Source organism: Bordetella petrii, assembly GCF_000067205.1.
Classification (GTDB): domain Bacteria; phylum Pseudomonadota; class Gammaproteobacteria; order Burkholderiales; family Burkholderiaceae_B; genus Bordetella_A; species Bordetella_A petrii.
This window is the reverse complement of record NC_010170.1, coordinates 4,397,813-4,423,988: the sequence shown is the minus strand read 5'-3', so window position 1 is coordinate 4,423,988 and position 26,176 is coordinate 4,397,813. Positions and strand designations below refer to the sequence as shown.

The following is a 26,176-nucleotide window of genomic DNA, read 5'->3' as shown; positions in this document are numbered from 1 at the left end:
CCATCCCTAGAGCCTCGCGCACTGACTGCAGCTCGCGCACGAGGTCTTCCAAATTCTCCACTTGCCCAATTGAAACTTGTGCCATTGCGATCTCGCTGCCTCTAGCTTTGCAAATAATCTCGCAGGCGCGACGCGAGCGCTGCCAGATATGGAACCTGCTCGGACGCGTTGTCGTTGAAGTGCTGCAACTGCTGAACGAGCGCGTTGTAATCCTCCTCAAATCGCGCCCGCTTTTCGTCTTGCCAGGTGTCTCCGAGTGAAGCAAAGGCACCGTTAAGATTGCCTACAGCATCGCTGAGCGAATCAATAAATTGTTGTAATGAACATGCGAAGCGCTCAAGTTCTTCTGGATCGCCGATTGCTTGTGCCATTACCAATACCCTCCATCTTCTGTCGAAGAACTTTGTGTCACAGAGTTCTGTTTATCCTGGCGTGCTTCGATTGTGACGGGCTGGATGTCAATGACGCTCGCTTCAGGCACATTATTTGGCGTCTGTGACTTCGTCCGAATGGTCACCGACATAGTGACAAACTTGAAGAAGTCACGTAGCTGTTTGGCGTTCTCTGCGTAGAAGAGGCGATTAGAGGTGCCTTCGATAAATTTCCCAAGCACTGCCTCGTCAGCATCAGCGCCTATCGCCATTGCCAAACGGTCACATTTTGCAGAGCGCCCGTCGCTAATGAACGCGTTCAGAGGTTTTTCCCACGCATCATTAGGCCCGCCATCAGAGACCAATACGACCGTTGGACGATACGCACGCGAAGGAACGACATCTTTGTCTTCGATCATCGCTTTGGCCATTTGCAATGCCGTGCCAAGCGGAGTCATGCCGCCAGCTGAAAGGTCCTGCCAATGAATATCGCTGGCGCTGGCAAGCGGCTGATGCAGCGCTACCTGAGAACCGAAAGTGATGATCGCCACATGGATTTCAGTTTCACCGTTCTCGGTGTCGCTGAAGGTAGTCGGACGACGCGGCGGATTTTGCCGTCGGGCCGCAGGCTTGCAGGCAAAAGATCACGGCAGGGGGAATGTCGGCATCCAGCGTGGTGGTGACCGCAAAAGCACCCAGCGGCTGGGTGTCCAGCTTGCCGGGGTGGCTTTTAAGGAACTGCGCGAGGTCGATGCGGAAGTCGGTCAGGGTGAGGTCGGTGATCGCCACGCCGGTGGACAGATCTTCCATGTCGATCACCGTGTCCTGCAGCTTGAGCAGTTGCTTGCGCCGGTACTCCAGATCGTTCATGGCGTTGCCGGACTGCTGTTCGATCAGGTTTTCTTCGCCGGTGGCCGAGATATCGAGCAGCACCATGCGCCCGCTGACGCGCTGTTCCAGGTTGATGTATTCCTCCAGTTCCATGTTGGGCCAGAAGTTCACGAGCTGGATGCGTTGGTTGGGCGAGCCTATGCGGTCGATACGCCCGAAGCGCTGGATGATGCGCACCGGGTTCCAGTGGATGTCGTAGTTGATGAGCCAGTCGCAATCTTGGAGGTTCTGCCCCTCGGAGATGCAGTCGGTGGCGATCAGCAGGTCGATTTCGCCTTCATCCGCCATCTCTTGCGGACGTTCCTTGGCGCGCGGCGCGAAGGCTGAAAGCACATCCCCCATGTTTTTTCGCAGACCCGGCAAGGTGGCCTGAATGCCGGCACTGCCGGTAACGACCGCCGCGTGCATGCCCAGCGTATCCCTGGCCCAGGAGGCAAGTTGGGCGTAGAGATAGTGCGCCGTGTCCGAGAAGGCCGTGAACACGATGATCTTGCGGTTGGCTTTGCCATCGTGGGTGTTGATGGGTTCGGCACATTTGCGGGCAATCATGTCGCGCAAGGCCGCTAGCTTGGCATCACGTGCGGCATCCACTTGGCGCGCTGCCGCCAGCAGGGTCGCCAGGCGGTTGCGGTCTTCCAGCAGATCCTGCTTCCAGCGGATCAGATCCACATCGCCCAGCAGCACCTTGACCTTGCGACCGACCAGCAAGGCCTCGAACGCCGGGTCGTCGATATCGACGTCGGCAATGTCGATTTCCTCCAGTGCTTCGGCATGGGATTCGATGCGTGCCAGTGTGTTCTCTACATCCTTGAGTTGGCGCTGCACGGTCAGGGTGAAGGCCGATACACAGCTTTCCATGCGTTTGAGCACGTTCACGCGCAGCAGGTGGATCAGGCTTTCCTCGCGATCCGCCTGGCGGAAGAAACCTTCGCCGCCACGCACCTGGGTGCTGTATTTGGCGTCGTAGGCCGCTTGCTTGTGGGGCAGCACATAGCGCAGCGGCGCGTAACTGGCGAGCGTGAGCCGACGGATTTCCTGGTTGATGTCGCGGATGGCACGGAATTCGCCCGCAAGGTCCACGTCGGCCTTGATGTTGATGGGCGGCAGTCTGTCAGGGAAGCGGCCGGTCTCGCTGGTACCGTAATACTTCTCAACATGCCGCCTGGAGCGGGCAATGGTGAGATGGTCTAACAGGGTGAAGTAGTCGAACCCCAGCATTTCTACCAACTGACTGGGGGTCTTTTCAGCTTCGTCCAGCGCCAGCCAGCGATTGAATTGCGCCTGCGCCTTGCGGGTCGTGGCCTCGATACTGACGATGCCATGCTCCATCAGGGCAGCGTCATCGCCTTCGGTGGCAAAGGCAATCTGGTTGCGCAGGTCGGCCAGGCGATTGTTCACCGGCGTGGCCGAGAGCATCAGCACGCGGGTCTTGACGCCTTCACGGATGATGCGTCGCATTAGGCGGTCGTAGCGCGATTCCTTGCCCTTGTGCGTGGCCTTGTTGCGGAAATTGTGCGACTCGTCGATCACCACCAGGTCGTAGTTGCCCCAGTTCACATGAGACAGGTCGATGTCACCCGACAGGCCGCCATCGCGCGACAAATCGGTGTGGTTGAGCACGTCGTAGTTGAACCGATCAGCCGCAAGGATGTTGCGCTTGTCGTTGGCCTTGTAGAGCGTCCAGTTGTCGCGCAGGCGTTTGGGCGCCAGCACCAGCACGCGGTCGTTGCGCAGCTCGTGATACTTGATGATGGCCAGGGCTTCGAAGGTTTTGCCCAGCCCTACGCTGTCGGCAATGATGCAGCCACCAAAGCGATTCAGCTTGTCGATGGCCCCCACTACACCATCGCGCTGAAACTTGAAGAGCTTCTTCCACACCACGGTATTGCGAATGCCGGTGGCAGACTTGACGATGCGCTCCTCGTCCATCTCGTCACCGCTGTCCTGAAACAAGCGGTGCAGCATCAAGGTGTAGATGGTGAAGGGATCGCGGTGCTCACCCAGGCCTCGCAGCGCCTCAAGAACGGATTCGTGATCCTTGTCCTGACCCTCAGGGTCAGTTAAACCAGCAGTTTGCAAGCCTGCCCACTGCTGATCGAACCATTGGGCGAGCTGCGCTGCTTCCTCGGTCGTTTCTGACGCCTGAATGAGGTTCAATGGGTTGCCTGGCGTCAGTCCAAGGCCAGATGTGTTGAAGGCAAACGAGCCCAGGACCACTTGTGCAGGAGCCCCGTCCGGGCCGCGCATGACAGCAGCCCCCTGTGGCACCGACCTTGATGCTCGCCGGAGCGCCACTTTTTCACTGATCCATTTCGCGCACTGATTGGCCAGCCAACGTGCCTGCAGACGATTGCGCGCTGCACGGTCGCCCTCCGTTCCCAAGAGTTCAAGAGCCTCGTTATCAGGAGGCACAATCAATTGAACTTGATCTAAAGCGGATAACGCCTCCCGAATTTCCGCAAAGGCGTAAAGCGAGAACGAAGGCGTTACACAGTCGAGTCGGTTGCCGTGTTTTAGGTGGGGCCTCATCAAGTCGATGACGCGCTGTGTTCCGGTGTTTTGGATCAGCTTCATGGTCGCTTCCGTTCAGTCATCAATCGACGTTTCTGCGCTTGGCGGTGCATACCCCGGCGCAAGCACTGCATTGCGCACGCCATAAATGGCGAGATGGTCTTTCAACCAGAGCCGATACTCAGGGCCGCGCAGGCTGTGGTCAGGGGAGCAGTCCACACTCCACTTGCGCAGGATGTAGCCGGCCGTGGCGGCTCGCAGCTTCATGTGCAGCACGCCGTCCTGCATGCCGTAGTCCATTTCAGTGATTTCGGGCCGGGGCTGATCTGGATGGGGCATCAGTTCCAGCTCGACGATCCGGGTCCACTGAATGTCTTGGTCGCTCATCTCATGGGGAGCCACTGACCGGTCCTTGAGGATGACGGGACGTTTGATCCGGGTGATGACGAAGTCCCGGAAATCCTGGGACTTGCGATCGAAGGCGCGAACGTGCCAGCGCAGACCGTTGTCGATTAACGCAAACGGGACAATCTCCCGCTCTGTGCGACCACTTGAGATGGAGTGGTATTCGATGCTCAGCGGGCCTTCCTGGTGGATTGCCCGGGTCACATGCGCCAGGATGTCCAAGTCAGGATGAGTGAGCCGGGACGGGCTTTCGCTGGCGACCCATGCCTTGAGCCGCATTGGCTCGCCATCACCGAAGCCCTGAGTCAGCCATGAGAGCACCCGCTCTGGCGGGAAGTCGAAGACGGGCTGAAAGCTAGGCCCCAGCACGTAGGACTTGCCCTTGGCGTCGTAGTCGATGTTGCCGGGAGCCAGCTCTTTGTACAGCGCCAAGTCCCTGGATGCCGCGGCGGACTGAATGCCAAACCGCGTGACCAAGTCCTGGCGACGCATCTCCCCAATGAAGCGCACGCGCAGCTCCACGAACGCGAGCCGGTCGCGCTGTGGCTGGGTGAGATCTGCAAGCTTTTCGTGGGACATCCTGGTTGGCTCGTTCGGGTTAGCGAATGCTTGTATAGATTGTTGCAGAAAGTATATGGTCTGCGTTGAAAGTCGTCTATCAATCTATGTTGGTTTGTTGATATGCTGCATTATGATGACCATTTTGATGTGAAATGGATGATCCGGCATGGCTGAAGTTGCCGAGGAGCCCGATCAAGCATGCTCGTGGAGGAGGCTTGTCTCTTTGTGCTGCACTGCCTTGACGTGAGCTGCCGGTGCGCCTGCCATCGAAGCGAAGCGTGCATCGCTCGGCATTTTTGAGCGGCAACCCAGACGACCAATGGCTGTTGGGGGGCTCTGATGAAGGTGACCAAGCAGGATGGCGAGATGGTCACTTCATTTTTAGGACTTCACCACACGATTCGGGAGGCATGCCCTGCATGGAGTTGCGACACCTTCGTTGCTTTACGGCACTGGCCGAAGAGCTGCATTTCACCCGAGCCGCCGAGCGGCTGCATATCGAGCAGCCCCCTCTGTCCCGAGCCATCAAGGAGCTGGAAGACGAACTGGGGGTCAGTCTTTTCGACAGGGATCGACGCGGAACTCGGCTGACTCCGGCAGGCGCTGCCTTTTTGCTGGATATCCGCAGACTCTTCACTGTTCTGGACCAGGCCAGAGAAAACGTCAGGGCCATCGCGGCCGGTCAAAAAGGCAGCCTACGCATCGCCATATCCGATGGCGCAGCCGATCAGCGGCTGTCTGCGTTCCTCGCCCATTGCCGTGAGGATGAGCCCGAGATTGAGGTGAGGCTGTCCGAAGTCCCGCTGGCTGATCAGTTGCGTGGGCTGCGGTCGGGCGATTTCACGATAGGGTTCGCTCACACGGCCGAAGTTGGCGATGGCATATGTGCTGAACCAATCTGGCAAGACCCATTGGTGATCGCCATGCCGATCCGCCACGAATTGCTTGCCCATAAAGAGATACCGCTTCACAAGCTCGGGGAGCACCCGCTGATCCTATGTGACCCGCAGGTGTGCGAGGGCTACTGCCGCGAGTTGACACGTCTTCTGCGTCCCTTGGAGCGGGAGCCAAACATTGTCGAGCACGCGTCGTCTTTGGACATGATGCTTACGCTGGTCGGAGCAGGCTACGGCATTGGGTTCACCACGGCGGCGAGGATGGCAACCAGTCAGCGCACTGATGTGGTTGCTCGGCCCTTGGCCCTGGATTCGGCTGTGATCAATACCTACCTGCTGCGCCCGAGCAATGACGCCTTGTCCCCGTCCCTGGAGCGGTTCATTGCCCGCCTGCGCTCGCAAGGCGGCAGCGCAGCAAATCAGTGAGGCCAACGTTCCCGATGGACCAGCCATGGCTTCCAGTAGCTGTAGGTAGACTGCAGTGGACACACGTCTGTTGCCAGATGGCTGGAACTGGTACACTGACTGGCCGGTTGCAGTGTGCCGAACCGGAAAAATCCATTTTTAATCAATGGGTTGGATGCGCGGATTTGTTCCCATCACCCGCTCCAATCACGCTCAGCATCAGCCTATCGGCCCCGTCACATTTATCCGCCCGGATAACGGCGGCGCTCGCCGCGCAACCCGGTCACAGGTAATCAAGCGGCAGCGCGGTGGTGTATTTAAGCTCTTCCATCGCAAAACTCGAACTGACATCAGACAGTTCGGCCACCTGAATGAGCTTTTTATAAACCAGGTCGAACCCGGCGATATCGGGCACCACCACCTTCAGAAGGTAGTCGGTTTCGCCGGTCATGCGATAGAGCTCCATGACTTCCGGCATGTCTTTGACGCCCAACGAGAATTTTTCAAGCCAATTGAGGTCATGGCGGTTCGTTTTTACCGATACGAACACCGTGACTCCCAGCCCCACCTTGTTATTGTCCAGCAGGCAAACCTGGCGGCGAATAAGGCCGGATGCCTGCAAGTGCTGGATCCGCTTCCAGCACGCGGTGGGCGAAAGGTGGACCCGTTCCGCGATTTCGTTGTTCGACAGGCGTGCATCTGCCTGAAGCATTGCGAGGATGCATCGATCTTTCTTGTCCATAGCCTTGATCCCCGCGCTTGAGCCGTGCCGTGTCAAATGTTGCCAGGGGCCGTTGCCGTTGCGCGGTCTGGAGGTAATGCCTGAGATCGATGTTATAGGCCGCTCCAGGGCTGGGACGATACAATTCATCGCGCCACACTTACAAGAAATCTTATATTTACACCGACACGTCGGAGCCGCGATGAAAGAGGTAGACCTTACTCTTACACAGACATTCTTCCTCGTCGCGCAGGAGGGCACTTATTCCGCCGCGGCGCGCAGGCTGAACATTACCTACCAATCGGTGGCCAACCATATCCGGCGCCTGGAGCAGCGCGTTGGCGAGAAGCTGGTGGTGGCCGGGCGTGGCGCCAAGTCGATCAAGCTTACGCCGCGCGGCACCAGTCTTTACCGGCTGCTGGCGCCAGAGTTCGACGTCATGCTGACGCGTCTGGGCAGCCTGATCGACAAAGAACGGCCCGTGATTCGCATCGGCATGCCGCACGCGATTTTCTTCTACCTGCTGCCGCCCGTGCTGACGGAGTTTCGCCGGATGTATCCCGAAGTCGAGATTGTCGGCTACGAAAAGGACGTGCTGCTGCCGGAGCTTATTCGCAATGGTTCGCTGGATGTCTGTTTGAGCGAACGCCATTTTGGCGACACTGTGATTCGGCAGCGCGTTATCTGCCACTATCAGCCGACGCTGGTGTTTCCGTCGGACTGGCCGGCGCCGCCGAACGAGGCGGCAGTTCCAGAATGGGCGCTCGAACGGCCGCTGGTGACCTATGAGCCCGGGCAGATGCTCCGGAACATTGCGCTGGACTATTTGTCGGTTGGCAACGAACTGCCAAAGGTCGCGGTGTCTACCTCGACCAGTATGAGCGTCAAGCGTTGCGTCGACGAGGGCCTGGGTTTTGCGTTGCTGCCCACATGGTGCATCGACGAGTCGGACAAGCGCCTGAACTGCACTGCGCTGCCGAATGCAGAGCGAATTCCCATCTACTTCGGTGAAGCCATGTTCCTGAAGTCGAACCCGTTCGTCCGCTCGCTGCATAAGCTCTGTCTGGAGATATTTCCCAAGATCATCGAAGAGCGGGCGGGCCGCTGGGGCTCTGTTCGTACCAGCACCCGCAAGCGCGGCCGGCCCGGCGCGCGAGGCTGACGCATTTCATCCGTGCCGGGCGCGACATCCATGATGGCGCCCGGCGTGGGGTGGGTCAGGCCCTGAGCGCCACTAGCACTTCGTTGAGCATCTGCTTCGCATCTCCGAACAGCATGCGGTTGTTCTCTTTGTAGAACAGCGGATTGTCCACACCCGCGTAACCTGAAGCCATCGACCGCTTCATCACGATGGAGTTTCGGGCTTTCCACACTTCAAGCACCGGCATGCCGGCGATCGGGCTGGTCGGGTCTTGCGCCGCGCCGGGGTTGACGATGTCGTTGGCGCCGATCACCATGGCCACGTCGGTGTCCGGGAATTCCTCGTTGATTTCGTCCATCTCCATCACGATGTCGTAGGGAACCTTGGCCTCGGCCAGCAGTACGTTCATGTGGCCCGGCATGCGGCCGGCCACCGGGTGTATGGCAAAGCGCACCGTCACGCCTTTTTCGCGCAGAATCCTGGCAATCTCGTATACCGTGTGCTGGGCCTGGGCGACGGCCATGCCGTAACCGGGCACGATAATCACGCTTCTGGCCTCGCGCAGCATGTCGGTGGTTTCGCCGGCGTTGACCGCCACCACTTCGCCCTGCGGCTGCGCGGTCTTGCCGCCGGGGGCCGCCTTGTTCGGCGTGCCCGCGCCGAAGCCGCCCGCGATCACGCTGACGAAGTTGCGGTTCATGGCCTGGCACATGATGTACGAGAGAATGGCGCCCGACGAGCCCACCAAAGCGCCGGTGACAATAAGCAGGTCATTGTTCAACATGAAACCGGTGGCGGCCGCCGCCCACCCCGAGTAGCTGTTCAACATGGACACTACTACCGGCATGTCGGCCCCGCCGATGGCCATGACCATGTGCACACCAAACAGCAGCGCAATCAGCGTCATGACGACCAGGGCCGTCATGCCCGCGCCGGGTGTGGCGGCGTCCAGGAACTGACCGCCGAACCAGATTGCCAGCAACAGCGCCGCCAGGTTGAGCCAGTGGCGGCCCGGCAGTAGCACCGGCTTGCCGCCGATCTTGCCATTGAGTTTTCCAAAAGCGATCAACGAGCCGCTGAACGTTATGGCGCCGATCAGAATGCCGACGTAGATCTCCACCTCGTGGATGGTCTGCTCTGCGCCCTGGAAATGCAGGGATGTATCGACGTAGCTGGCGAACCCGACCAGGCAGGCGGCCAGGCCCACCAGGCTGTGCATTAGTGCGACCAGTTCGGGCATTTGCGTCATTTTGACGGTTTTCGCGGCGTAAAGGCCGATGCCACCGCCGATGACCAGCGCGGCGACAATCCACGCAATGCCTGCGGGGCTGACGCGCGGGCCGAATACGGTGGCCAGCACGGCCAACACCATGCCGGTCATGCCGAACAGGTTGCCCCGGCGAGAAGTTTCCGGGTTGGACAGGCCCCCCAGGCTGAGAACGAAAAGAATGGCCGCGCCCAGATAAGCGACGGTAGCGAGCGATTGGGACATTACGGGTTTTCCTTGTGCTCTGTGGCTATTACTTGCGGAACATGGCGAGCATGCGGCGCGTGACGGCAAAGCCGCCGAACATATTGGTGGCCGTGAGCACCAGGGCGGCAAAGGCTAGCCCAAGGATCAGTTCATCCGGCCGGCCCGCGGCGCCGGCTTCGGGCGGCGCGATCTGCACCAGCGCGCCGATCGCAATAATGCTGGAGATCGCGTTGGTGACGCTCATGAGCGGCGTATGTAGTGCGGGCGTGACGTTCCACACCACCATGTAGCCGATGAAGCAGGCCAGCACGAATACCGTGAAGTGGCCAAGGAAGGCCGTGGGCGCGTAGGCGCCTATGCAGGCAAACAACACGGCCGCCACGGCGAACACAAGGGCCAATGTCCTGGCCGGCAAGGGCGAGCGGGCGCCATGGCGGTGCCCGCTCTTCTTCTCGACCACGGGCGCGGCCGCCGCCTTGACCGCAGGCGCGGGAGCCTGTTTCAGGGGTGGGGCCGGCCAGGTGACGACGCCTTCCTTGATCACCGTCAGGCCTCGGATCGCGTCATCTTCCATGTTGACGACAGCCCGCCCGTCTTTCGCTTTGCACAACTCTTCGGTCAGGCGCAGCAGGTTGGTGGCGTACAGCGTGGAGGACTGCCTGGCCATGCGCGAGGCCAGGTCGGTATAGCCGATGATGGTCACGCCATGGCGCATCACGGCCTTGCCGGGCACGGTAAGTTCGCAGTTGCCGCCCTGTTCGGCAGCCATGTCCACGATGACGCTGCCGGGCCTCATGGTTTGCACCATGTCGGCGGTGATAAGCTTGGGCGCTGGCTTGCCGGGAATGAGGGCGGTGGTGATGATGATGTCCGCATCCCTGGCCTGCCGGGCATACATCTGGCGCTGGGCAGCCTGGAAGCCCTCGCTCATGACTCTGGCGTATCCGCCGCCGCCCGAGCCGTCTTCTTCGTAGTCGACCTTGACGAATTCGCCGCCCAGCGACTTGACCTGGTCGGCCACTTCGGCCCGGGTGTCATTTGCGCGCACGATGGCGCCCAGGTTGGCCGCCGTGCCAATGGCTGCCAGTCCGGCCACGCCAGCGCCGGCGACGAAGACCTTGGCCGGGGAAACTTTGCCCGCCGCGGTGATCTGGCCGTTGAAGTAGCGGCCAAAGGCGTTGGCCGCCTCGATGACCGCGCGATAGCCGCTGACGCTCGCGGTAGAGCTCAGCGCGTCCATCTTCTGCGCGCGGGAGAGCATGCGGGGCAGGCAGTCGATAGCCAGTACCGTCGCGTGCCTGGAAGCCAACTGCTGCATCAGTTCGGGGGATTGAGCCGGCCAGATGAAGCCGGCCAGCATGCCGCCCTCGCGGATTAAGCAGGCCTCTTCGAGGCTGGGCGGACGCACCTTGAAGATGATGTCCGAGGTGGCCCACAGAGTCGCTGCATCGCTGATGATCTCGGCTCCCGCGGCGCGATATGCATCATCGCTGAAGTCCGCGGCTTCGCCCGCGGCGGACTCGACGGCGACGGTAAAGCCGAGCTTGACCAGCTTTTCTACGACGTCGGGCACCGTGGCCACGCGTTTTTCCAAAGGCAGTGTTTCTCGTGGCACGCCTATGCGTTGGGATCCGCTGTCTGGCGGGTAAATTGAAGTACAGGGCATGAGTCGCTCTCGTCAGGTTTGAAAATCGGTGCGGTATGGGGGTTGACTGCAAAGATGTTCTAGCTTTCAGTTCCTTGAGAGAATTGTCGGAATTCGACGGTGATTTTTTTTCTCTTTTCTGCTCCGGAAACGCTGAAAAATCGAAGAGTTTTCACCGGCGATCCTCATAAACTTCAGTCACGTCAGCAGTGCCCGTCGAATTCCCATGGCAGCGCTGGCGAGATACCCACGGAGATCGAAATTCATGAGGGAAAGCACTCAACTCGTCAGCGCCGGGCGGCATCCGGAACGTTTTGGAGGCCTGGTGAATACTCCGATCTGCAGGGCGTCGACGATACTCGCCGGCAGCATGGCGCAATGGGAGGACATGAAGCGCGCCCGCGCCGCGCAGGAGCCGGGCGCTACTACCTATGGCCGCTACGGAACCGCCACCGCCCATGCGTTCGAAGAGGCCATGGCCGAGCTCGAAGGCGGCTACCGGTCGCTGGTCTTTCCGTCGGGGCTGGCGGCCATTGCTACGGCGCTCACGGCTCTGCTCAAGGTTGGCGACCACATCCTGGTGCCCTACAGCGCCTATTGCCCAACCCGCTCGTTTCTTGAAGGCGTGCTTGGCCGCTACGGGGTGCAAGTGCAGGTTTACGAACCTGCCTGCGGCAACGGCGTCGAATCGCTCATGCGGCCCAATACGCGCGTCGTGTTTGTTGAATCTCCGGGGTCCGAGACACTGGAAATCCAGGATGTTCCCGCCATAGTCGCGGCCGCCCACGCGCACGGTGCTTGGGTCGTCATGGACAACACCTGGGCCACTCCGTTGTTCTTCAAGGCCTTTGAGCATGGCGTCGATGTCTCCATCCACGCCGCGACCAAATACATCGTGGGGCATTCGGATGCCATGCTAGGCGTCGTGACCTGCAACGAAACTACCTGGCCGAAGATCCGGGAGACGGCAGAAAACATGGGCCAGACAGCCAGCCCGGACGATATTTTCCTGGCGTTGCGCGGGCTGCGCACCATGGGCGTGCGCCTGCAGAAACATATGGAATCGGGACTGCGCGTGGCCCGGTGGCTGCAGGAGCAACCCGAGGTCGAGGCTGTGGTGCACCCGGCATTGCCGTCACATCCCGGCCATGCCATCTGGAAACGGGATTTCAAAGGCGCCAGCGGCTTGTTTACGGTGGTTCTACGTGCAAGTGGCGACAAATCTGTGGCGGCCTTTGTCGATACGCTGAGCCATTTCGGACTTGGCGTGTCGTGGGGAGGCTATGAAAGCCTGGCCATACCGTTCAGCCCGGGTAAGCACCATGGCGATCGATGGCCGCACAAGGGCCGGGCGGTACGCATGCATGTGGGGCTTGAAGATCCGGAAGATCTGATCGCCGACTTGAAGAAAGGCCTGGCCGCGATGGTTGCCTGCAACGAGGCGACGTAGCAAGATAATCGGGCAAATGTTGTCTGCTCTACTGGTTCGGCCATTTTTTTTTTTTACTGGAGAGATGCATGAGCAAGATGAAGATCACGGGGTCCTTCGTGGCTCTGGTTACTCCCTTTAATAAAGACGGCAGCCCCGATTTCGAAGCTTTCCGGGATCTGCTGAAGTTCCAGGAAGACAATGGCACCACCGCCGTGCTCATCATGGGTTCCACGGGCGAGGTGTCCATGCTGTCTCAGAAAGAGCGCCAGGACATCATCGTGGAAACCGCGAAGATGAAAACCGGCAAGATGAAGCTCTTCTATGGTTGCACCGGCAACAATACCGAAACCACCATGGATTACCTGCGCTTCGCGCGGGACAACGGCGCGGACGGCGCCATTCTGGCCGCCCCCGCCTATATTTGCGCATCTGAATCGGACATCGAAAGCTATTTTCTGGAAGTGGCCGACGCAACCGATCTGCCGCTGGGTATCTACAACAACCCGCCGCGCGTCAAGAGCGACCTGCACTGGGACCAGTTGCTGCGTATCTTCAAGCACCCCAATTACGTGGTGCACAAAGAGTCCACCACGCGCGTGGGCCAGGTGGCGCAAGTGCTATATGGCGCGCCAGATGTATCCGTGATGTGCTGCGATTCGCCCAATCTGGGCCTGGTGGTTCCCACCATGAGCCTGGGCGGCCACGGCACGGCCAACATGACCGGAAACATTGCTCCGGCGGAGCTGGCAGAGATTTCCCGGCCGTGGACGTCGCCCGAGGTCAGCACCAGCTTCCGGGAGTCGTATCTGCGCAATCTGCAATTGCTGCACTACTCGTACTCTGCCATCAACCCCGTGGCCATCAAGTCGCTGATGAAGGCCGTGGGCCTGCCGGCGGGCGAGCTGCGCAAGCCGCTGCGCGCCCTGGAAGGCGAACCCTTGCTCAAGGGATTGCGCGTCATTAAGGCGCTGGGCCTGGACAAGAAGTACGGCTGGAACTCCCTGCAGCTGAAGGCTGCTTGATTCGAAGCAAAAGCGTCTGGCTTGGGCTGCGCTTGCAGGATAGGAACCACTATGGATTTGGGAATTCGAGGCCGTCATGCACTGGTGTTTGGCGGCAGCAAGGGAATGGGCCGCGCCTGCGCCCATCAACTGGCGAGCGAAGGCGTCAATGTGACCATCGCCGCGCGCACGGAAAGCACATTGGCCAAGGCGGCCGACGAAATCACGGCGGCCACGGGCACCCGCGTCCGATATGTGGTTGCCGACATTACGACGGATGAAGGGCGCGGCGCGGCGCTTTCGGCGTGCGCCACGCCCGATATCCTGGTGAACAACGCGGACGGGGCGCCGCCCGGCGACTTTCGCCAGTGGACCCAGGCTGACTGGCATTCGGCTCTTGATTCCATGGCCCTCGGGCCGATAGACATGATTCGGCGGGTCGTGGACGGCATGATGGAGCGCCGCTTTGGCCGCATTGTGAACATTGTTTCACGCAGCGTTAAAGCCCCGCAGCTTGAGCTGGGCCTATCCAATGGCGCACGCTCCTGCCTGGTGGGGTTCGTGGCGGGCCTGGCCCGCCAGACGGTGCGGCACAACGTCACCATTAATAACCTGTTGCCGGGCGTCTTCGCTACCGATGCGCAGCGGCATCACATAGAAGGCATGCTGGAGCCAGGCGGCAAGACGTTTGAACAGCTCTGGACGGAGCGGGGAGCCAATAATCCCGCCGGACGCTACGGAGAACCCGAAGAGCTGGGCGCGCTTTGCGCCTATATCTGCGCCGCGCAAGCCGGCTATATATGCGGCCAGAATATCTTAATAGATGGCGCAGCCTATCCGGGCACGTACTGATTCGCTTACGATCCCGCTTCAATGCCTCCGCTCTCATGAATTGCGAGCCCGAGGATGCGACGCGGTATTCGATGCCTAACCATTTCAGTGAGAGTTCGTCATGCGCAATACCTCTTTTCGTTCTCGCCGCTTTTGCATGAAGGGCATTGCGGCTGTCGTCGGTGGCCTGGCCTTGGCAGCTTCATTACCGGCGCACGCTCAGCCGGATGCGTCGTATCCCAGCCGCCCGATTACCATCGTGGTGCCTCATCCTCCCGGCGGCTCGGTCGATGGGCTGGCGCGCATTTTTGCCGTCAAGCTTGGCGAGGAACTCAAGCAATCGATCATCATCGACAACAGGGCGGGCGCCTCTGGAATGGTGGGCGCTGGCGTGGTCGCGCGTGCGCAGCCAGATGGTTATACCCTTTACTTGAACGCCTCGATCCACAATATCAACCCGTTGCTCTACGGGAAGAAAATGACCTTCGATGCGGTGAAGGATTTCACCCCCATCAGCGGTCTGGCCCAGGGCGCGTTGATACTTAGCGTAAACAACGATGTCCCCGCGAAGACGGTGAAGGAATTCGTGAGCGTCGTGAAGGCGGCGCCCGACAAATATAACTTCGCGACCACGGGTTTCGGTTCGGCGGGCCACCTGGCCATTGCGCAGTTCGCCTACGAGGCCGGCCTTTCCAATTTGCAGATTCCGATCGTGCTGTACAAGGGCGGCGGCCCGGCCTTGACCGACCTGATTGGCGGCCAGGTTCACGCACTGGCCGATCCCATGCTTTCTTCGTTGCCCATGGTTCAGGGTGGCAAGATACGCGCCCTGGCGGTAACCGGCGACAGGCGCAGCCCGCTGTTGCCGGATGTTCCGACGATGCAAGAGGCCGGACTTAAAGATTTCGAGTTCTATTCCTGGTATGGGCTGTGGGCGCCTGCCGGCCTGCCGGAGCCGGTTCTAAAACGGTTGGATGCCGCCGCGCAGAACGTTATGCAGTCCGCCAGCATGAAAGAGCAGCTTGGCAACCTGGGATTTGAAAGTTCGTACCGGAACAGTGCGGACTTCGCGCAGTACATTCAATCCGAAACGGCCAAGTACGGCGCCATTATCAAGCAGGCCAATATCACCGCGGAATAGCGGTAGGCGCTTGTAAGCCAGAGGCCCCGTAGAGGGGCCTCTGGGCGTTCAGGCAAAGGTATCTGCGTTTTGCGCCGCAGGGCTATGCGGCGCGATTCCATTTGCCAATTTTCGGCGGCTTCAAGGCCTGGACCGGCGGCGCGGCATCTTCCCAAAGCACGACCTCTACCAGGGCTGATTGGGCGCTGCTTCCCTGAGCCAACCGGGAAGTGCCCACGTCGATAGTCAACACGTTGGGGTTGCCGTGTATTTCAAGCTTCTCGTCGGCAGCGTCGAACCAGGCGCCCGTAGGCAGAACTACCACGCCCGGCTTGAGGCCGGTATCGATAACCGCGGTGGCAAGGCAAGCGCCCCGGTCGTTGTATATCTTGACGAGGTCATGCTGGCCGATGCGCCGCGCTTTGGCATCCGACGGCGAGATGCGCAGGGCTTCCCGGCCATTGATCTTGAGGTCCACGGACGCAGCGCCGCCATCCATTTGTGAATGGAGTTTGCCGGCGGGTTGGGGGGTGAGCAGGTGCAGGGGCCACTGCGCAGCCTTGGGTGATCCTAACCACTCGTCGGGCGCCAGCCAGGCCGGGTGGGGCGGGCAATCGGCATACCCGAATCCGGCGATTTTCTCCGAATACAGTTCAATACGGCCGGAGGGCGTACGCAGCGGCTTGCCTGCGGGATCGAGGCGGAAATCCTCGAACAGTACAAATGGCTTTTCAGGCTCGGGAATTTCCACGAACCCCTGGCTCCAGAAGGCATCGAATTCTGGGGCCACATAGCCATTGTCGCGCCAGTTACTGGCCATAGATTCGAAGATGTGCCGCAGCCACTCCATTTCCGTGCGGCCCGCCGTGAAACGGTGTTCGTAGCCGCCGCGCGCGGCCAGTTCCCTGTATATGTCGAAGTCATTGCGGCTGGAGCCCACCGGCGCCAGCGCCTGGTGCATGGCGAATACATAGCGGTCGCGCGTGGACCCGCCTATATCGTTTCTTTCCAGCGTGGTGGTGGCTGGCAGCACAATATCCGAGCGGCGCGCCATGGGCGTCCACCAGATTTCGTGAGCGACGATGGTTTGGGGGCGGCTCCAGGCGCGGCTGAACCGATTCAGGTCTTGTTGATGATGGAAGGGATTGCCACCGGCCCAGTAAACCATCTTGATGTCTGGGTAAATGCCTTCCCGCCCGTTGAATTCGTACTGCTGGCCGGGATGCAGAAGCATGTCTGTGACTCGTGCAACAGGAATTACCGAGCCGGTCGGATTGCGCCCCGATTCCACAGCGGGCCCCGCGATTTCCATGCGCGGGTTTCCGGCACCGTTCATGGAGGCGTGCCCAAATGCGAAGCCGCCGCCCGGCAGCCCGATCTGCCCCAGCGCGGCCGCGAGCGCGATGCTGGCCCAGTAGGGCTGTTCGCCCCGATGGGCGCGCTGCAATGACCATGCACAAGTCAGCAGCGTGCGGGTGTTGCGTGCCTGGCGCGCCAGCGCGCGGATCGTTTCGGCAGGAACATCGCAGATCGCCTGAGCCCACTCGGGCGTCTTGGGAATGCCGTCCGTCTTGCCTTCGAGATAGTCGCGCAAGGCCGGAAATCCAACGCAATGGATCTGCAGGAACTCCTGGTCGTGGATGCCATCGGTGATCAACGCGTGGATCATCGCGAGCATCAAGGCGGCGTCTGTATTGGGGCGGATGGGAATCCAGCGTGCCCGCACGCCGGGCGGAACATCCGCCTTGGTCGGGCTGACGACGACGAATTCAATGCCTGCCGCAGCCGCACGTTCGAGTTGCCCGGGTACGGGATGGTCTCCGGCGCCGCCCGATGTGATCTGCGTGTTGCGCAGCGGCATGCCGCCGAATGCAATCAACAGCCGCGTGTGACTCGTGACGCTGTTCCAGTCCGTCACGCGGCCGGTTACCGGCGCATAGGTGCCGATAACGTGCGGCAGCAGAAACTGCGCGGCACCCCAGCTGTAGTTGCCCGCCTGGTTCGTACAGCCGCCGCCGGCATTCAGGAACCGGTGCGTCTGAGTGCGGGCATGGTGCAGCCGGCCCGCCGACGACCAGCCATACGAGCCGCCGAAAATCGCTTCGTTGCCGTGCTCTGCCCGGACTCGCTGGAGTTCCGAGTCGACCGCCGCAAGGGCCTCGTCCCAGCTGACTTCCACGTATTCGTCGCGCCCGCGTTCGCTGCCATCGGACTGGTGTCGGTGGCGCAGCCACCCCTTTCGAATGGCTGGACGGTCGATTCGCAGCGGCGAGTGGACCATGGCCGGCATCGACCGAAGAATGTCCGAGGGCGCGCTGTCGCGCGCAAACGGCTCGCAGTCTATCAGCCTGCCGCCTTGCGTGACCGCGGTGAAGGCGCCCCAATGAGAGAGCGAGGGAAAGCGGCGGATCTGTTCAGGCATGATTTTGACAAGGTTCTCTGGTCCAGGGCTTGCGCAGTCCAACGCCGCTGGACGGATTTGTGGGCATCCGAATCTCTGTCAATGCTAACAATACCGCGGGTGAATATTTTTTCCCTTCGCGCGGCCCGGCGCCGAAACAACGAAATAAATTTCACGACAATATCCCTTACTCTAGAATGCGGACAGGCGTGGCGCTGTCAAGCCGTGCCTGACGCCAACCTCTGGAACTGGATTCATGGAATACCTGCCTCAACTGCTCACGCTGTCTGGCATTGTGTTTTTGGCCTGCATCAGCCCCGGGCCGGATTTCGTCGCGGTTACCTCCAATGCGCTCAACGACCGGCGCTCCGGCGTGTTCGTGGGCCTGGGCATCGCATGCGCGGTCGTCATCTGGGCGACCTTGGCCATTCTTGGATTTGGGCTGCTGATCAAAGAGTTGTTCTGGCTCTATGAGGCCATTCGCCTGATTGGCGCGGTTTACCTGATCTACCTTGGCGCGCGGATGTTGATGGCTTCTTTCAAGGCCCGCAGCAGCGCGCCGCAACTGAATGGCGTGCCGCGGGCCGGAGCCTTCCAGGCCTGGCGCCAGGGGTTCATGGTTGGCATCACCAATCCGAAGACGGCAACCTTCTTTGCCACCTTGTTCGTGACCGTGCTGCCCGTGGGCGCGCCGGCCTGGGTATATGCCGGCGTGGTGGCAATTGCCGGCCTGATCACGGCCGGATGGCTGGGAGCGCTCGCCACATTTTTCTCGGTGGGTCGCGTCCGGTCTGTCTATGCGCGGGTGAGCCGCGTCGTCGACGCCTTGATGGGCGCCGCGCTTGTGGCGCTGGGAATCCGGCTGGCCAGCAACCGGTGACGCAGGCAGGCGCCATTACCCGCCGGATTGCTGGTGTTCCATGGAAGTGGGCCAGACACCTTCCGTGGTGAGCCGTTTCACGGTATCTACAAGCAGGCGCATGACGCTCATTACCGCCATGGTCTTGGGCGTGCTTGGGTTGGTGCAAAGATAAACCGAGCGGGTGAGCGCGGGCTTTTCTATGTGAAGCGCCCGCACGTCGGCGGCAGAGTTCTCGCCGACCAGAGAGGAATAAGAGAGAATCGTGGTTCCCACGCCCGACGCGGCCAGCCCGATCAGTTGCGATGTGGTGTTGACCTCGGCGGCAATGGTAAGACGCTGGCCCGCGCGTTGCAGGTAGTCTTCCAGCCGGACGCGCAGGCTGTGGGTACGCGAGGGCAGGATCATGGGGAAATCGCCCATTTCCGACAGATGTATCGTCTTGCGCCGCAGGCCGGCGGCGCCCAGATGCCGCCGGATTTGCGAAGCGGAACTGATGAAGACCAGTTCTTCGTCGATGAGGTGGGTGTAGTTCAGGTCTCGCCGTTCGTCCTGGGCGAAGGTCATGCCGACGTCGATGTCACCCTTTTGCAGATGCTCGGGAATGTAGCCCGAGCTCAGTTCGATGACCTGCAGGCGTATCTGCGGCCAGCGCGACAGCACATCTGAAACCACCGGAACGGTAAGAAAGCGAGCCAGGGACTGAGGCAGGCCGACAGCTACCTGCCCGTTGGGCACGCGCGCCTGCTGGCTGATTTCTTCGTAGGCCAGTTCGGTGCGCAGCAGGATGTCTTTAGCGTGCGCCCGCAGGCGCTCTCCGGCGTCGGTCAGGGCGACGCCTTTGGGCAGCCGCTCGAAAAGCGGGGTGCCCAGTTGCTCTTCTAGTTGTTTGATAAGCACGCTGAGCGCGGGCTGGGTCATGTGTTGCATTTGCGCGGCCCGCGAGATGGAGCCGGCGGCGGCGACCGACAAGAAGTGCCGCAGGTCGCGCAGATCGATGGACATGGCTACAGATTCCGAAAGTCGGCAATGGCGAAGACGGGTATCCATAATTTTATATGGACTCTATAAAAACATAGTATTTGACGTATATGTATCGTGCGCCGATAGTAGCGATCGAACAGCAATGGCCGACCCACAAGGCCATGCGAGACCCCACAGGAGACAGATCATGCATGTTCGTGACCGCCGCAGATTCGTATTGAGTTCCGCCGCCATCCTGGCTGCTGGCATGCTGCCGGGCAAGGCAGTCATGGCCCAACTGGCGGCAGAGCACGCCACGATACGCATCGTGGTGCCGTTCTCGGCCGCCGGCCCCACCGACTTTATTGCCCGCCTGTTCGCTCAGGCGCTGTCGGAAGAGCTGAAAACCACCGTCATCGTCGAGAACAAGCCGGGCGCGTCGGGGAACATCGGCACGCAGTTCGTGGTGGACGGGCCCGCGGAAGGAACCATGCTGGTTCACACGACGGCGGCCATGCAGGCCGTCAACCCCATTCTGTATCCCAATTTGCGGTTCGACCCGGCCAAAGACCTGATTCCCGTCGGGATTACTGGGTCGTTGGCCAATGTGCTGGTCGTGCATCCCGATTCGGGCGTGAAGACGATCGAAGAGCTGGTCGAGAAGGGCAAGAAAACCGAGCTGACGTACGCGACCTTCGGGCCGGGCACTTCGCCGCACATTTATGGCGAGCTGCTGCGCGGGCTGACCGGCATCAAGGCCATACCCATTGCCTACAAGGGAAGCGGCAACGCCAAGGCCGATATGCTGGCCGGCCGGATCGACTTCATGTTCGACAGCATGACCACCGCGGTAACGACGGTGGAGAGCGGTCATTTGCTCGGGCTGGCCATTACGTCGCAAGAACGATCCGCCTTGTTGCCGAACGTGCCGACCCTGAAGGAAAAAGGGTACGGCCGGTTGAATCTGAATTTCTGGTTCACGCTGCAGGTGTCAGCCAAGACACCGCCAGAGGTGGTGCAGCGCCTGCGCACCGCGGTAGCCAAGGCGGCCCAGAACCCGGCCTATCGCAAGGGTGTGGCCGAGCGCGGCGTGGATACCTTTACGGTGCCGGCCGATGATGTGGAGCGTTTCGTGCGCGAAGACACCGCGGTTTGGCGCAACGCCGTGGTTGAGATGGGCATCAAGGCGGAATGACGGATATACGCGTTCAAGCAGGAACTGAGCAATGCAACCCTTAGCTGGATTGAAGGTTGTCGATTTTTCCAAGGTGCTGGCAGGGCCATTGTGCGGCCAGTATCTTGGCGAACTGGGCGCCGAAGTCATCAAAGTAGAGCCTGTCGAACTCGGCGACGATACCCGGGGCTGGACCCCTACTGTCGAGGGAGAGTCGACGATTTTCCTGGCGGTTAATCACAATAAGCGCAGCATCGCGCTGGATCTCAAGTCAGACCAGGGCGGCGAGATCGCCCGCCGCCTGGTGCGCGATGCCGATATTGTGCTGCAAGGGTTCGGCAGCGGCACGGCGCAGCGGCTGGGCATCGACCGCGATACGCTGATGGCGCTCAACCCCCGGCTTATCTATTGCGAGATCAGCGGCTATGGCCGGGACGGCCCGATGGGCAACGAGCCGGGCTACGACGTAATGCTGCAAGCTTTCAGCGGCATGATCAGTACCCTGGGCCATCCGGGTGGCGATTATGCGCGCGCCAGTTTTTCGCCGGTGGACATCGGCACGGCAATGTTCGGCCTGAGTGGCGTGCTGGCAGCGGTTATCGAGCGGCAACGCACGGGCAAGGGCGTATACGTGGAGCTGGCGCTGCTGGACACGGCGCTGGGGTTCATGAGCTACATGGCGCAAACCTACTGGCATACCGGCCGGGACCCTCAGCGGATGGGAACGGCGCATCCCAGCATGTGCCCGTACCAGGCATTTCAGGCCAAGGACGGCCCGCTGATGCTGGGCGCCGGCAACGATGCGCAATGGCGCCGGTTCTGCGACGCGGCGGGCATGCCAGAGTATGCCGATCATCCCGACTTCTCGACCAACGCGCGGCGGCTCGCCAACCTGGCGCGCACGGTGCAGATCGTGCAGGAGAAAATCGCCACGCGCACGGTGTCGGAGTGGGTGGCGCTGCTGAGCCGCATCAAGGTTTCTTGCTCGCCCATACATACGCTGGGGCAGGCGTTGAGCCATCCGCAAGTTCAGGCGCGCGGCCTGATCGAGAAAACGGAGCACCCGGTGGTGGGACCGCTCAAGCAGATTGGTCTGCCTGTGAAATTTCAGGGGCGTTCCCGCGAAGCCGTGTGCCCGCCGCCCATGCATGGGCAGCATACCCAGGAGATATTGCAGGAATTGGGATACGACGTTGCCGACGTCGCGGCGCTGCTCGACGCGTCGGTAGTCCGGCAATGGAAAGGCGCCGAAACCAGGCCATCAGGAGAAGCATGATGATTCGCTATGAAGTACGGGACCAGGTCGCCGAGATTCTGTTCGACAATCCGCCGGTGAACGCTCTGTCAGAGCAGATGCTGGATGATTATCTCGCCGCCCTGCAGCAGGCCGCGCAGGCGGCGGATGTGCGCGCCGTCATCGTGGGCAGCGCGGTGCCCGGGCGATTCTGCGCCGGGTTGAACCTGATGGCCATTCATAAGGGCGACCATGCACGGGTCAGGAACTTGCTTGAACGCCTGTACGTGCGCAATGTGGATACGCAATTCCACATGGGCAAGCCCACCATTGCCGCCGTGGACGGAACGGCACGGGGCGGCGGCATGACGCTGGCGGTATCGTGCGACATGATCGTGGCATCGGAAAGCGCGGACTTCGGTTATCCCGAGATCGACGCCGGCGTGCCGCCATCGATTCACTTTTCACATCTGCCAAGCATTGTCGGCCGCCATCGTGCGTTCGAACTGTTGTTCACGGGGCGGGTATTCGACGCACACGAGGCCGCCAGGCTGGGGCTGGTGTCGAGGTTGGCGCCATCGGGGCAGGCCATGGCGGCAGCCCGGGAGCTTGCCGCCACGCTGTGCGCCAAGCCGCCCGAGGTGGTGCGCCACGGCCGCCAGGCATTCATGCATGCTAACGACAACGGCTATCGCGCCGCCGTGCGGGCGGCCGCCGACAGCTTTTGCGTCGCGGCCGCGCGGCCCAGCGCCCGGGAAGGCATTGCTGCTTTTGTCGAAAAGCGCAAACCCGTATGGCCCTCTGAAACCTGAAGTATTCGGGCCAGGAAACCGGCCGTCTTCCCGCGGCGGCCGCCCTGGCCAAAACGCCATGGATACTAGCAGGAACTCTGATTGACGTAGCTGTCTTCACGGGTTACACCGTGGCGAGGTACACGCAGCATCGGCCTGATCGCATTACAGAAGTTGTTTCGCAGTCGCAACGCAACATCAAGAATGCCCCAGGAGACAAGATGACTACTTCAATACGACGTTTCGCGTTTCTGCTGTGTTTGTGTCTAGGGTTCTTGCAACCCGCCATGGCCGAGAATATCTCGATTGCCACGGGTGGCACCGGGGGCGTTTATTACCCGATTGGCGGCGGCATTGCATCGATGCTGTCGAAGAAAGTGCCCGGTATGGAGGCCACCGCCGAGGTTACCGGCGGGTCGGTGGACAATCTCAAGCTTATCGACGGCGATGATTCCTACATCGGGCTGACCATGTCCGATGCCGCCACCGACGCCTACAAGGGCGAAGGAAAATTCAAGGGCCACAAGGTGCCGGTGCGCACGCTGATGATTCTTTATCCGAATCGCATGCATGTGGTGACAGTGGACGGGCGTGGCATCGAAAAAATGGCCGACCTGAAGGGCAAGCGTATTTCCACCGGTTCGCCCGGCAGCGCGACCGAGGTCATGGCATTCCGCATGCTCGAGGCAGCCGGCCTGGACAAGGACAAGGACGTCGATCGTGAACGGCTTGGCGTTGCCGAATCGGTGAACGCCATGAAAGACAACAAGATCGATGCCTTTTTCTGGGTAGGCGGGCTGCCCACCGCGGCTGTAACCGACCTGGCCAATACGCCGGGCACGAAGATAAAACTGATCGACAATGCGTATCTGGTTCCCGCCATGAACAAGAAATACGGGAACCTGTATGTCGAAGATACGATTCCGCAGGCAACTTACCGCGGCATGGATCATGACAACAAGCAGGCCACCGTCATGAACATACTGGTTGCCAACGAGAAGATGAGCGACGAGGTTGCGTACAACATTGTCAAGACCATCTTCGACAGCCGCGACGAACTGATCGCGGTGCACAAGGATACGGCCGAGTTCAAGCTGGAGAACCAGAAGGCCGCGGCTTCGCCGGTTCCGTTCCATCCGGGGGCGGTCAAGTATTTCACCGAGAAAGGCGTCAAGCTCGATTGAGCAGAGCTTCATGCTGCCCCAGCCGCGAGGTTGGGGCAGTTTCATGGCTCGCCCGATGACCACGCCAAGGCACGCAGATGCCGAATTCCACCCCGGGGAATACCAGTATGAATGTACCCGCTGAACCGACTTCCACGGCCGCCGTCAGCGACGAGGCCTTGCGCAAGGCCGAGCAATACATCGAAGAAGAAGAGGGCGCCGCCAACCACATGGGCGGCAAGCTGGGCATATTTCTGGCCGCCGCGGCGGTGATTATGTCGCTGTTCCACCTGTATGCCGCCTATGCCATTGTGCCGACGCAGATATTGCGTCCCATACACGTGGCATTCGTGATGTTCCTGACGTTTCTCATGTTCCCGGTCAGCAAGCGGTTCCGGCATCGCATCATGTGGTGGGATTGGGCCGTGGCCGTGCTGGCGATCGCCATTGCGGTGTACTTGATCGTGGGCGGCGACGATTTCACCGATCGGAATACCAGCCCGAACACCTGGGATGTGATATTTGGCGTGGCGCTGATTCTCATGGTGCTGGAGAGCATGCGCCGCACCATCGGATGGATATTGCCCGTCATTTCGAGCTGTTTCCTGGCGTATGCCGTGCTGGGCAACTACCTGCCGCATCCCTGGACGCACAAGGGTTACGGCGTCGACCGTATTGTCGGCTTCATGTACATGACGCTGGAGGGCATATACGGCGTGGCCGTGGATGTGTCCTCGTCGCTGATCATCCTGTTCACGATATTCGGGGCGTTCCTGCAGTTTTCAGGGGCCGGCAAGTTCTATATAGATTTTTCGTTCTCGGCCATGGGCGGCAAACCCGCGGGCGCGGGGCGCACGGTGGTGCTGGCGTCGTTTCTGCTGGGCGGGCCTTCGGGCTCGGGCGTGGCCACCACGGTAACCTTGGGCACGGTGGCCTGGCCGATGCTTTCCAAGGTGGGCTACGAGCGCAATGCCGCTGGCGGCCTGCTGGCCGCCGGCGGCCTGGGCGCGATTATTTCGCCGCCGGTGATGGGAGCGGCGGCGTTCATCATTGCAGAGTTCCTGAAGATCTCGTATCTGGACGTGCTGCTGATGGCGGTTATTCCGACCTGCCTGTTTTACTTTGCGCTATTCCTGATGGTCGAGATAGATGTGCGCAAGTACGGTATGGGCGAGATCATCTTCGAGAAGGTCGACACGGTATGGAACCTGACCCGGCATTATTGGTTCCACTTCCTGTCGTTGATCTCTATTGTGGCATTCATGATGTGGGGGTTTTCTCCCGTCCTGTCGGTGTTCTGGGCCACGGTCGTGTCTTTCCTGACCAGTTTCCTGCGCCCGGACACGGCCATGATTCCTTATGACTTGTTTCGCGGCAAGGGGCCAATAGCGAAGTTGTTTTTCCAGTCGCCCCTGATCCAGGCCCTGAAAGCGGGGGCGACTGGCATGCTGAGCGTGGGCACGACCTGCGCCGGCGCCGGCATCATCGTGGGTGTGGTGACACTGACCGGCCTGGGCCTGAAGTTCAGCGGCATTGTCATCGACTACGCGGGCGGCTCGTTGCTGCTGACCGCCATCTATACCGCGCTGGTGGTATGGGTGATTGGCCTGGCGGTGCCGGTGACGGCGTCGTACATTATTTGCGCCGTCATTGCCGCGCCTGCGTTGATCAAGCTGGGCGTGCCGGACTTCGCCGCGCACATGTTCATTTTCTACTACGCGGTGTTGTCCGAGGTTTCGCCGCCCACGGCGTTGTCGCCGTTCGCGGCTTCGGCGATCACGGGCGGCGATCCGTACAAGACCACCATGCAATGCTGGAAGTACACGATGCCCGCATTCCTGGTGCCGTTCATGTTCGTGCTGGATCCCACCGGACAGGGGTTGCTGCTGATGGGTTCGACCAAGGCCCTGGCCACGGCGAACTGGTGGTCGGTCGCTGAAGTCACGATAACGGCTGTTGCGGGTATTTTTGCGCTGGCGGTGGGCTTCCAGGGGTGGTTCGTGAAGCGCGCCACGATGCTCGAGCGCGCCCTGTTCTGCATTGCCGGATTTGCCCTCGTGTATCCGGGCAGGGTGGCCGACGTGGTGGGATTCGGCCTGGTGTTGATTGCATTGGCCTGCCACTGGCGGCGCAGGCGCACGCCCCCCGCGGCGGTGGCCTGATCGGGCGCACGCGATCGCCCGGCG

Annotated in this window: 21 protein-coding genes; 12 read left to right on the top strand and 9 right to left on the bottom strand. The window is 60.8% G+C overall.

Annotated features, from left to right (window positions below):
* Positions 1–101: 101 nt before the first annotated feature.
* The 4 genes from BPET_RS21210 to BPET_RS21195 are packed head-to-tail and all read right to left on the bottom strand — an operon-like array spanning position 102 to position 4,757.
* The gene (locus BPET_RS21210; RefSeq protein WP_012251067.1) at positions 102–371 is read right to left on the bottom strand and encodes a WXG100 family type VII secretion target; all 270 of its coding nucleotides are present in this window, start codon (positions 369–371) and stop codon (positions 102–104) included.
* Complete coding sequence (locus BPET_RS21205) at positions 371–922, bottom strand: vWA domain-containing protein (protein WP_012251066.1); 552 nt, start codon at positions 920–922, stop codon at positions 371–373. Before BPET_RS21205 ends, BPET_RS21210 begins: the two co-directional genes overlap by 1 nt.
* A gap of 13 nt (positions 923–935) precedes the next feature.
* A complete protein-coding gene (locus BPET_RS21200; protein WP_012251065.1) occupies positions 936–3,836 on the bottom strand; it encodes a DEAD/DEAH box helicase in 2,901 nt (966 codons plus the stop codon).
* 12 nt (positions 3,837–3,848) lie between these two features.
* Positions 3,849–4,757, bottom strand: coding sequence for a helix-turn-helix transcriptional regulator (locus tag BPET_RS21195; RefSeq protein ID WP_012251064.1), 909 nt, complete (start codon positions 4,755–4,757; stop codon positions 3,849–3,851).
* Positions 4,758–5,158: 401 nt separating this feature from the next.
* Here BPET_RS21195 and BPET_RS21190 point away from each other — a divergent pair, with 401 nt between their 5' ends.
* Positions 5,159–6,061, top strand: coding sequence for a LysR family transcriptional regulator (locus BPET_RS21190; protein WP_012251063.1), 903 nt, complete (start codon positions 5,159–5,161; stop codon positions 6,059–6,061).
* 262 nt (positions 6,062–6,323) lie between these two features.
* On the opposite strand, the gene BPET_RS21185 is transcribed toward BPET_RS21190, so the two are convergent.
* The gene (locus tag BPET_RS21185) at positions 6,324–6,782 is read right to left on the bottom strand and encodes an Lrp/AsnC family transcriptional regulator (protein WP_012251062.1); all 459 of its coding nucleotides are present in this window, start codon (positions 6,780–6,782) and stop codon (positions 6,324–6,326) included.
* A gap of 181 nt (positions 6,783–6,963) precedes the next feature.
* Between BPET_RS21185 and BPET_RS21180 the strand changes: the two genes are divergently transcribed.
* On the top strand, positions 6,964–7,923 hold the full coding sequence (locus BPET_RS21180) for a LysR family transcriptional regulator (RefSeq protein WP_012251061.1): 960 nt from the start codon (positions 6,964–6,966) through the stop codon (positions 7,921–7,923).
* 55 nt (positions 7,924–7,978) lie between these two features.
* On the opposite strand, the gene pntB is transcribed toward BPET_RS21180, so the two are convergent.
* Entirely contained in the window at positions 7,979–9,394 is a 1,416-nt protein-coding gene (gene pntB, locus BPET_RS21175) for a Re/Si-specific NAD(P)(+) transhydrogenase subunit beta (protein ID WP_012251060.1), read from the bottom strand.
* 28 nt (positions 9,395–9,422) lie between these two features.
* Positions 9,423–11,042 carry a Re/Si-specific NAD(P)(+) transhydrogenase subunit alpha gene (locus BPET_RS21170; protein ID WP_012251059.1) on the bottom strand — a complete coding sequence of 540 codons (1,620 nt, stop codon included), beginning with the start codon at positions 11,040–11,042 and terminating at the stop codon, positions 9,423–9,425.
* Positions 11,043–11,286: 244 nt separating this feature from the next.
* On the opposite strand from BPET_RS21170, the gene metC reads away from it, so the two are divergent.
* From metC to BPET_RS21150, 4 genes are all read left to right on the top strand, one after another.
* Positions 11,287–12,471 (top strand): cystathionine beta-lyase, encoded by a 1,185-nt coding sequence (gene metC, locus BPET_RS21165; RefSeq protein WP_012251058.1) that lies wholly within the window; start codon positions 11,287–11,289, stop codon positions 12,469–12,471.
* A 68-nt stretch (positions 12,472–12,539) separates the two neighbouring features.
* Complete coding sequence (locus tag BPET_RS21160; protein ID WP_012251057.1) at positions 12,540–13,475, top strand: 4-hydroxy-tetrahydrodipicolinate synthase family protein; 936 nt, start codon at positions 12,540–12,542, stop codon at positions 13,473–13,475.
* Between the two features lie 51 nt (positions 13,476–13,526).
* Positions 13,527–14,306, top strand: a complete 780-nt coding sequence (locus tag BPET_RS21155; protein WP_012251056.1) for an SDR family NAD(P)-dependent oxidoreductase — start codon at positions 13,527–13,529, stop codon at positions 14,304–14,306.
* Between the two features lie 100 nt (positions 14,307–14,406).
* On the top strand, positions 14,407–15,426 hold the full coding sequence (locus BPET_RS21150) for a Bug family tripartite tricarboxylate transporter substrate binding protein (protein WP_012251055.1): 1,020 nt from the start codon (positions 14,407–14,409) through the stop codon (positions 15,424–15,426).
* An 82-nt stretch (positions 15,427–15,508) separates the two neighbouring features.
* On the opposite strand, the gene BPET_RS21145 is transcribed toward BPET_RS21150, so the two are convergent.
* Complete coding sequence (locus tag BPET_RS21145) at positions 15,509–17,827, bottom strand: molybdopterin-dependent oxidoreductase (protein ID WP_012251054.1); 2,319 nt, start codon at positions 17,825–17,827, stop codon at positions 15,509–15,511.
* Between the two features lie 274 nt (positions 17,828–18,101).
* Between BPET_RS21145 and BPET_RS21140 the strand changes: the two genes are divergently transcribed.
* Positions 18,102–18,686: a LysE family transporter gene (locus BPET_RS21140; protein ID WP_231852719.1), complete on the top strand. Its 585-nt coding sequence runs from the start codon at positions 18,102–18,104 to the stop codon at positions 18,684–18,686.
* A gap of 15 nt (positions 18,687–18,701) precedes the next feature.
* Here the strand turns inward: BPET_RS21140 and BPET_RS21135 are convergent, their stop codons facing one another.
* Positions 18,702–19,670, bottom strand: a complete 969-nt coding sequence (locus BPET_RS21135) for a LysR family transcriptional regulator (protein WP_041863133.1) — start codon at positions 19,668–19,670, stop codon at positions 18,702–18,704.
* A gap of 121 nt (positions 19,671–19,791) precedes the next feature.
* Between BPET_RS21135 and BPET_RS21130 the strand changes: the two genes are divergently transcribed.
* The 5 genes from BPET_RS21130 (at position 19,792) to BPET_RS21110 (ending at position 26,152) form a co-directional block, all read left to right on the top strand.
* Complete coding sequence (locus BPET_RS21130) at positions 19,792–20,823, top strand: Bug family tripartite tricarboxylate transporter substrate binding protein (RefSeq protein ID WP_231852630.1); 1,032 nt, start codon at positions 19,792–19,794, stop codon at positions 20,821–20,823.
* Between the two features lie 31 nt (positions 20,824–20,854).
* Complete coding sequence (locus tag BPET_RS21125) at positions 20,855–22,078, top strand: CaiB/BaiF CoA transferase family protein (protein WP_012251050.1); 1,224 nt, start codon at positions 20,855–20,857, stop codon at positions 22,076–22,078.
* On the top strand, positions 22,075–22,848 hold the full coding sequence (locus BPET_RS21120; protein WP_012251049.1) for an enoyl-CoA hydratase/isomerase family protein: 774 nt from the start codon (positions 22,075–22,077) through the stop codon (positions 22,846–22,848). The genes BPET_RS21125 and BPET_RS21120 overlap by 4 nt, the downstream gene beginning before the upstream one ends.
* Before the next feature lie 110 nt (positions 22,849–22,958).
* Positions 22,959–24,011 carry a TAXI family TRAP transporter solute-binding subunit gene (locus BPET_RS21115; protein ID WP_231852629.1) on the top strand — a complete coding sequence of 351 codons (1,053 nt, stop codon included), beginning with the start codon at positions 22,959–22,961 and terminating at the stop codon, positions 24,009–24,011.
* Between the two features lie 107 nt (positions 24,012–24,118).
* A complete protein-coding gene (locus BPET_RS21110; RefSeq protein ID WP_012251047.1) occupies positions 24,119–26,152 on the top strand; it encodes a TRAP transporter permease in 2,034 nt (677 codons plus the stop codon).
* Positions 26,153–26,176 lie beyond the last annotated feature (24 nt).

Bases quoted from the DNA above. Each gene is read 5' to 3' on its own strand.
- BPET_RS21155 (WP_012251056.1), top strand. From the start codon at position 13,527: ATGGATTTGGGAATTCGAGGCCGTCATGCACTGGTGTTTGGCGGCAGC.
- BPET_RS21135 (WP_041863133.1), bottom strand. From the start codon at position 19,670: ATGTCCATCGATCTGCGCGACCTGCGGCACTTCTTGTCGGTCGCCGCC.
- pntB (WP_012251060.1), bottom strand. From the start codon at position 9,394: ATGTCCCAATCGCTCGCTACCGTCGCTTATCTGGGCGCGGCCATTCTT.
- BPET_RS21110 (WP_012251047.1), top strand. From the start codon at position 24,119: ATGAATGTACCCGCTGAACCGACTTCCACGGCCGCCGTCAGCGACGAG.
- metC (WP_012251058.1), top strand. From the start codon at position 11,287: ATGAGGGAAAGCACTCAACTCGTCAGCGCCGGGCGGCATCCGGAACGT.
- BPET_RS21200 (WP_012251065.1), bottom strand. From the start codon at position 3,836: ATGAAGCTGATCCAAAACACCGGAACACAGCGCGTCATCGACTTGATG.
- BPET_RS21160 (WP_012251057.1), top strand. From the start codon at position 12,540: ATGAGCAAGATGAAGATCACGGGGTCCTTCGTGGCTCTGGTTACTCCC.
- BPET_RS21195 (WP_012251064.1), bottom strand. From the start codon at position 4,757: ATGTCCCACGAAAAGCTTGCAGATCTCACCCAGCCACAGCGCGACCGG.
- BPET_RS21130 (WP_231852630.1), top strand. From the start codon at position 19,792: ATGGCCGACCCACAAGGCCATGCGAGACCCCACAGGAGACAGATCATG.
- BPET_RS21120 (WP_012251049.1), top strand. From the start codon at position 22,075: ATGATGATTCGCTATGAAGTACGGGACCAGGTCGCCGAGATTCTGTTC.
- BPET_RS21150 (WP_012251055.1), top strand. From the start codon at position 14,407: ATGCGCAATACCTCTTTTCGTTCTCGCCGCTTTTGCATGAAGGGCATT.
- BPET_RS21125 (WP_012251050.1), top strand. From the start codon at position 20,855: ATGCAACCCTTAGCTGGATTGAAGGTTGTCGATTTTTCCAAGGTGCTG.
- BPET_RS21190 (WP_012251063.1), top strand. From the start codon at position 5,159: ATGGAGTTGCGACACCTTCGTTGCTTTACGGCACTGGCCGAAGAGCTG.
- BPET_RS21210 (WP_012251067.1), bottom strand. From the start codon at position 371: ATGGCACAAGCAATCGGCGATCCAGAAGAACTTGAGCGCTTCGCATGT.
- BPET_RS21170 (WP_012251059.1), bottom strand. From the start codon at position 11,042: ATGCCCTGTACTTCAATTTACCCGCCAGACAGCGGATCCCAACGCATA.
- BPET_RS21180 (WP_012251061.1), top strand. From the start codon at position 6,964: ATGAAAGAGGTAGACCTTACTCTTACACAGACATTCTTCCTCGTCGCG.
- BPET_RS21185 (WP_012251062.1), bottom strand. From the start codon at position 6,782: ATGGACAAGAAAGATCGATGCATCCTCGCAATGCTTCAGGCAGATGCA.
- BPET_RS21145 (WP_012251054.1), bottom strand. From the start codon at position 17,827: ATGCCTGAACAGATCCGCCGCTTTCCCTCGCTCTCTCATTGGGGCGCC.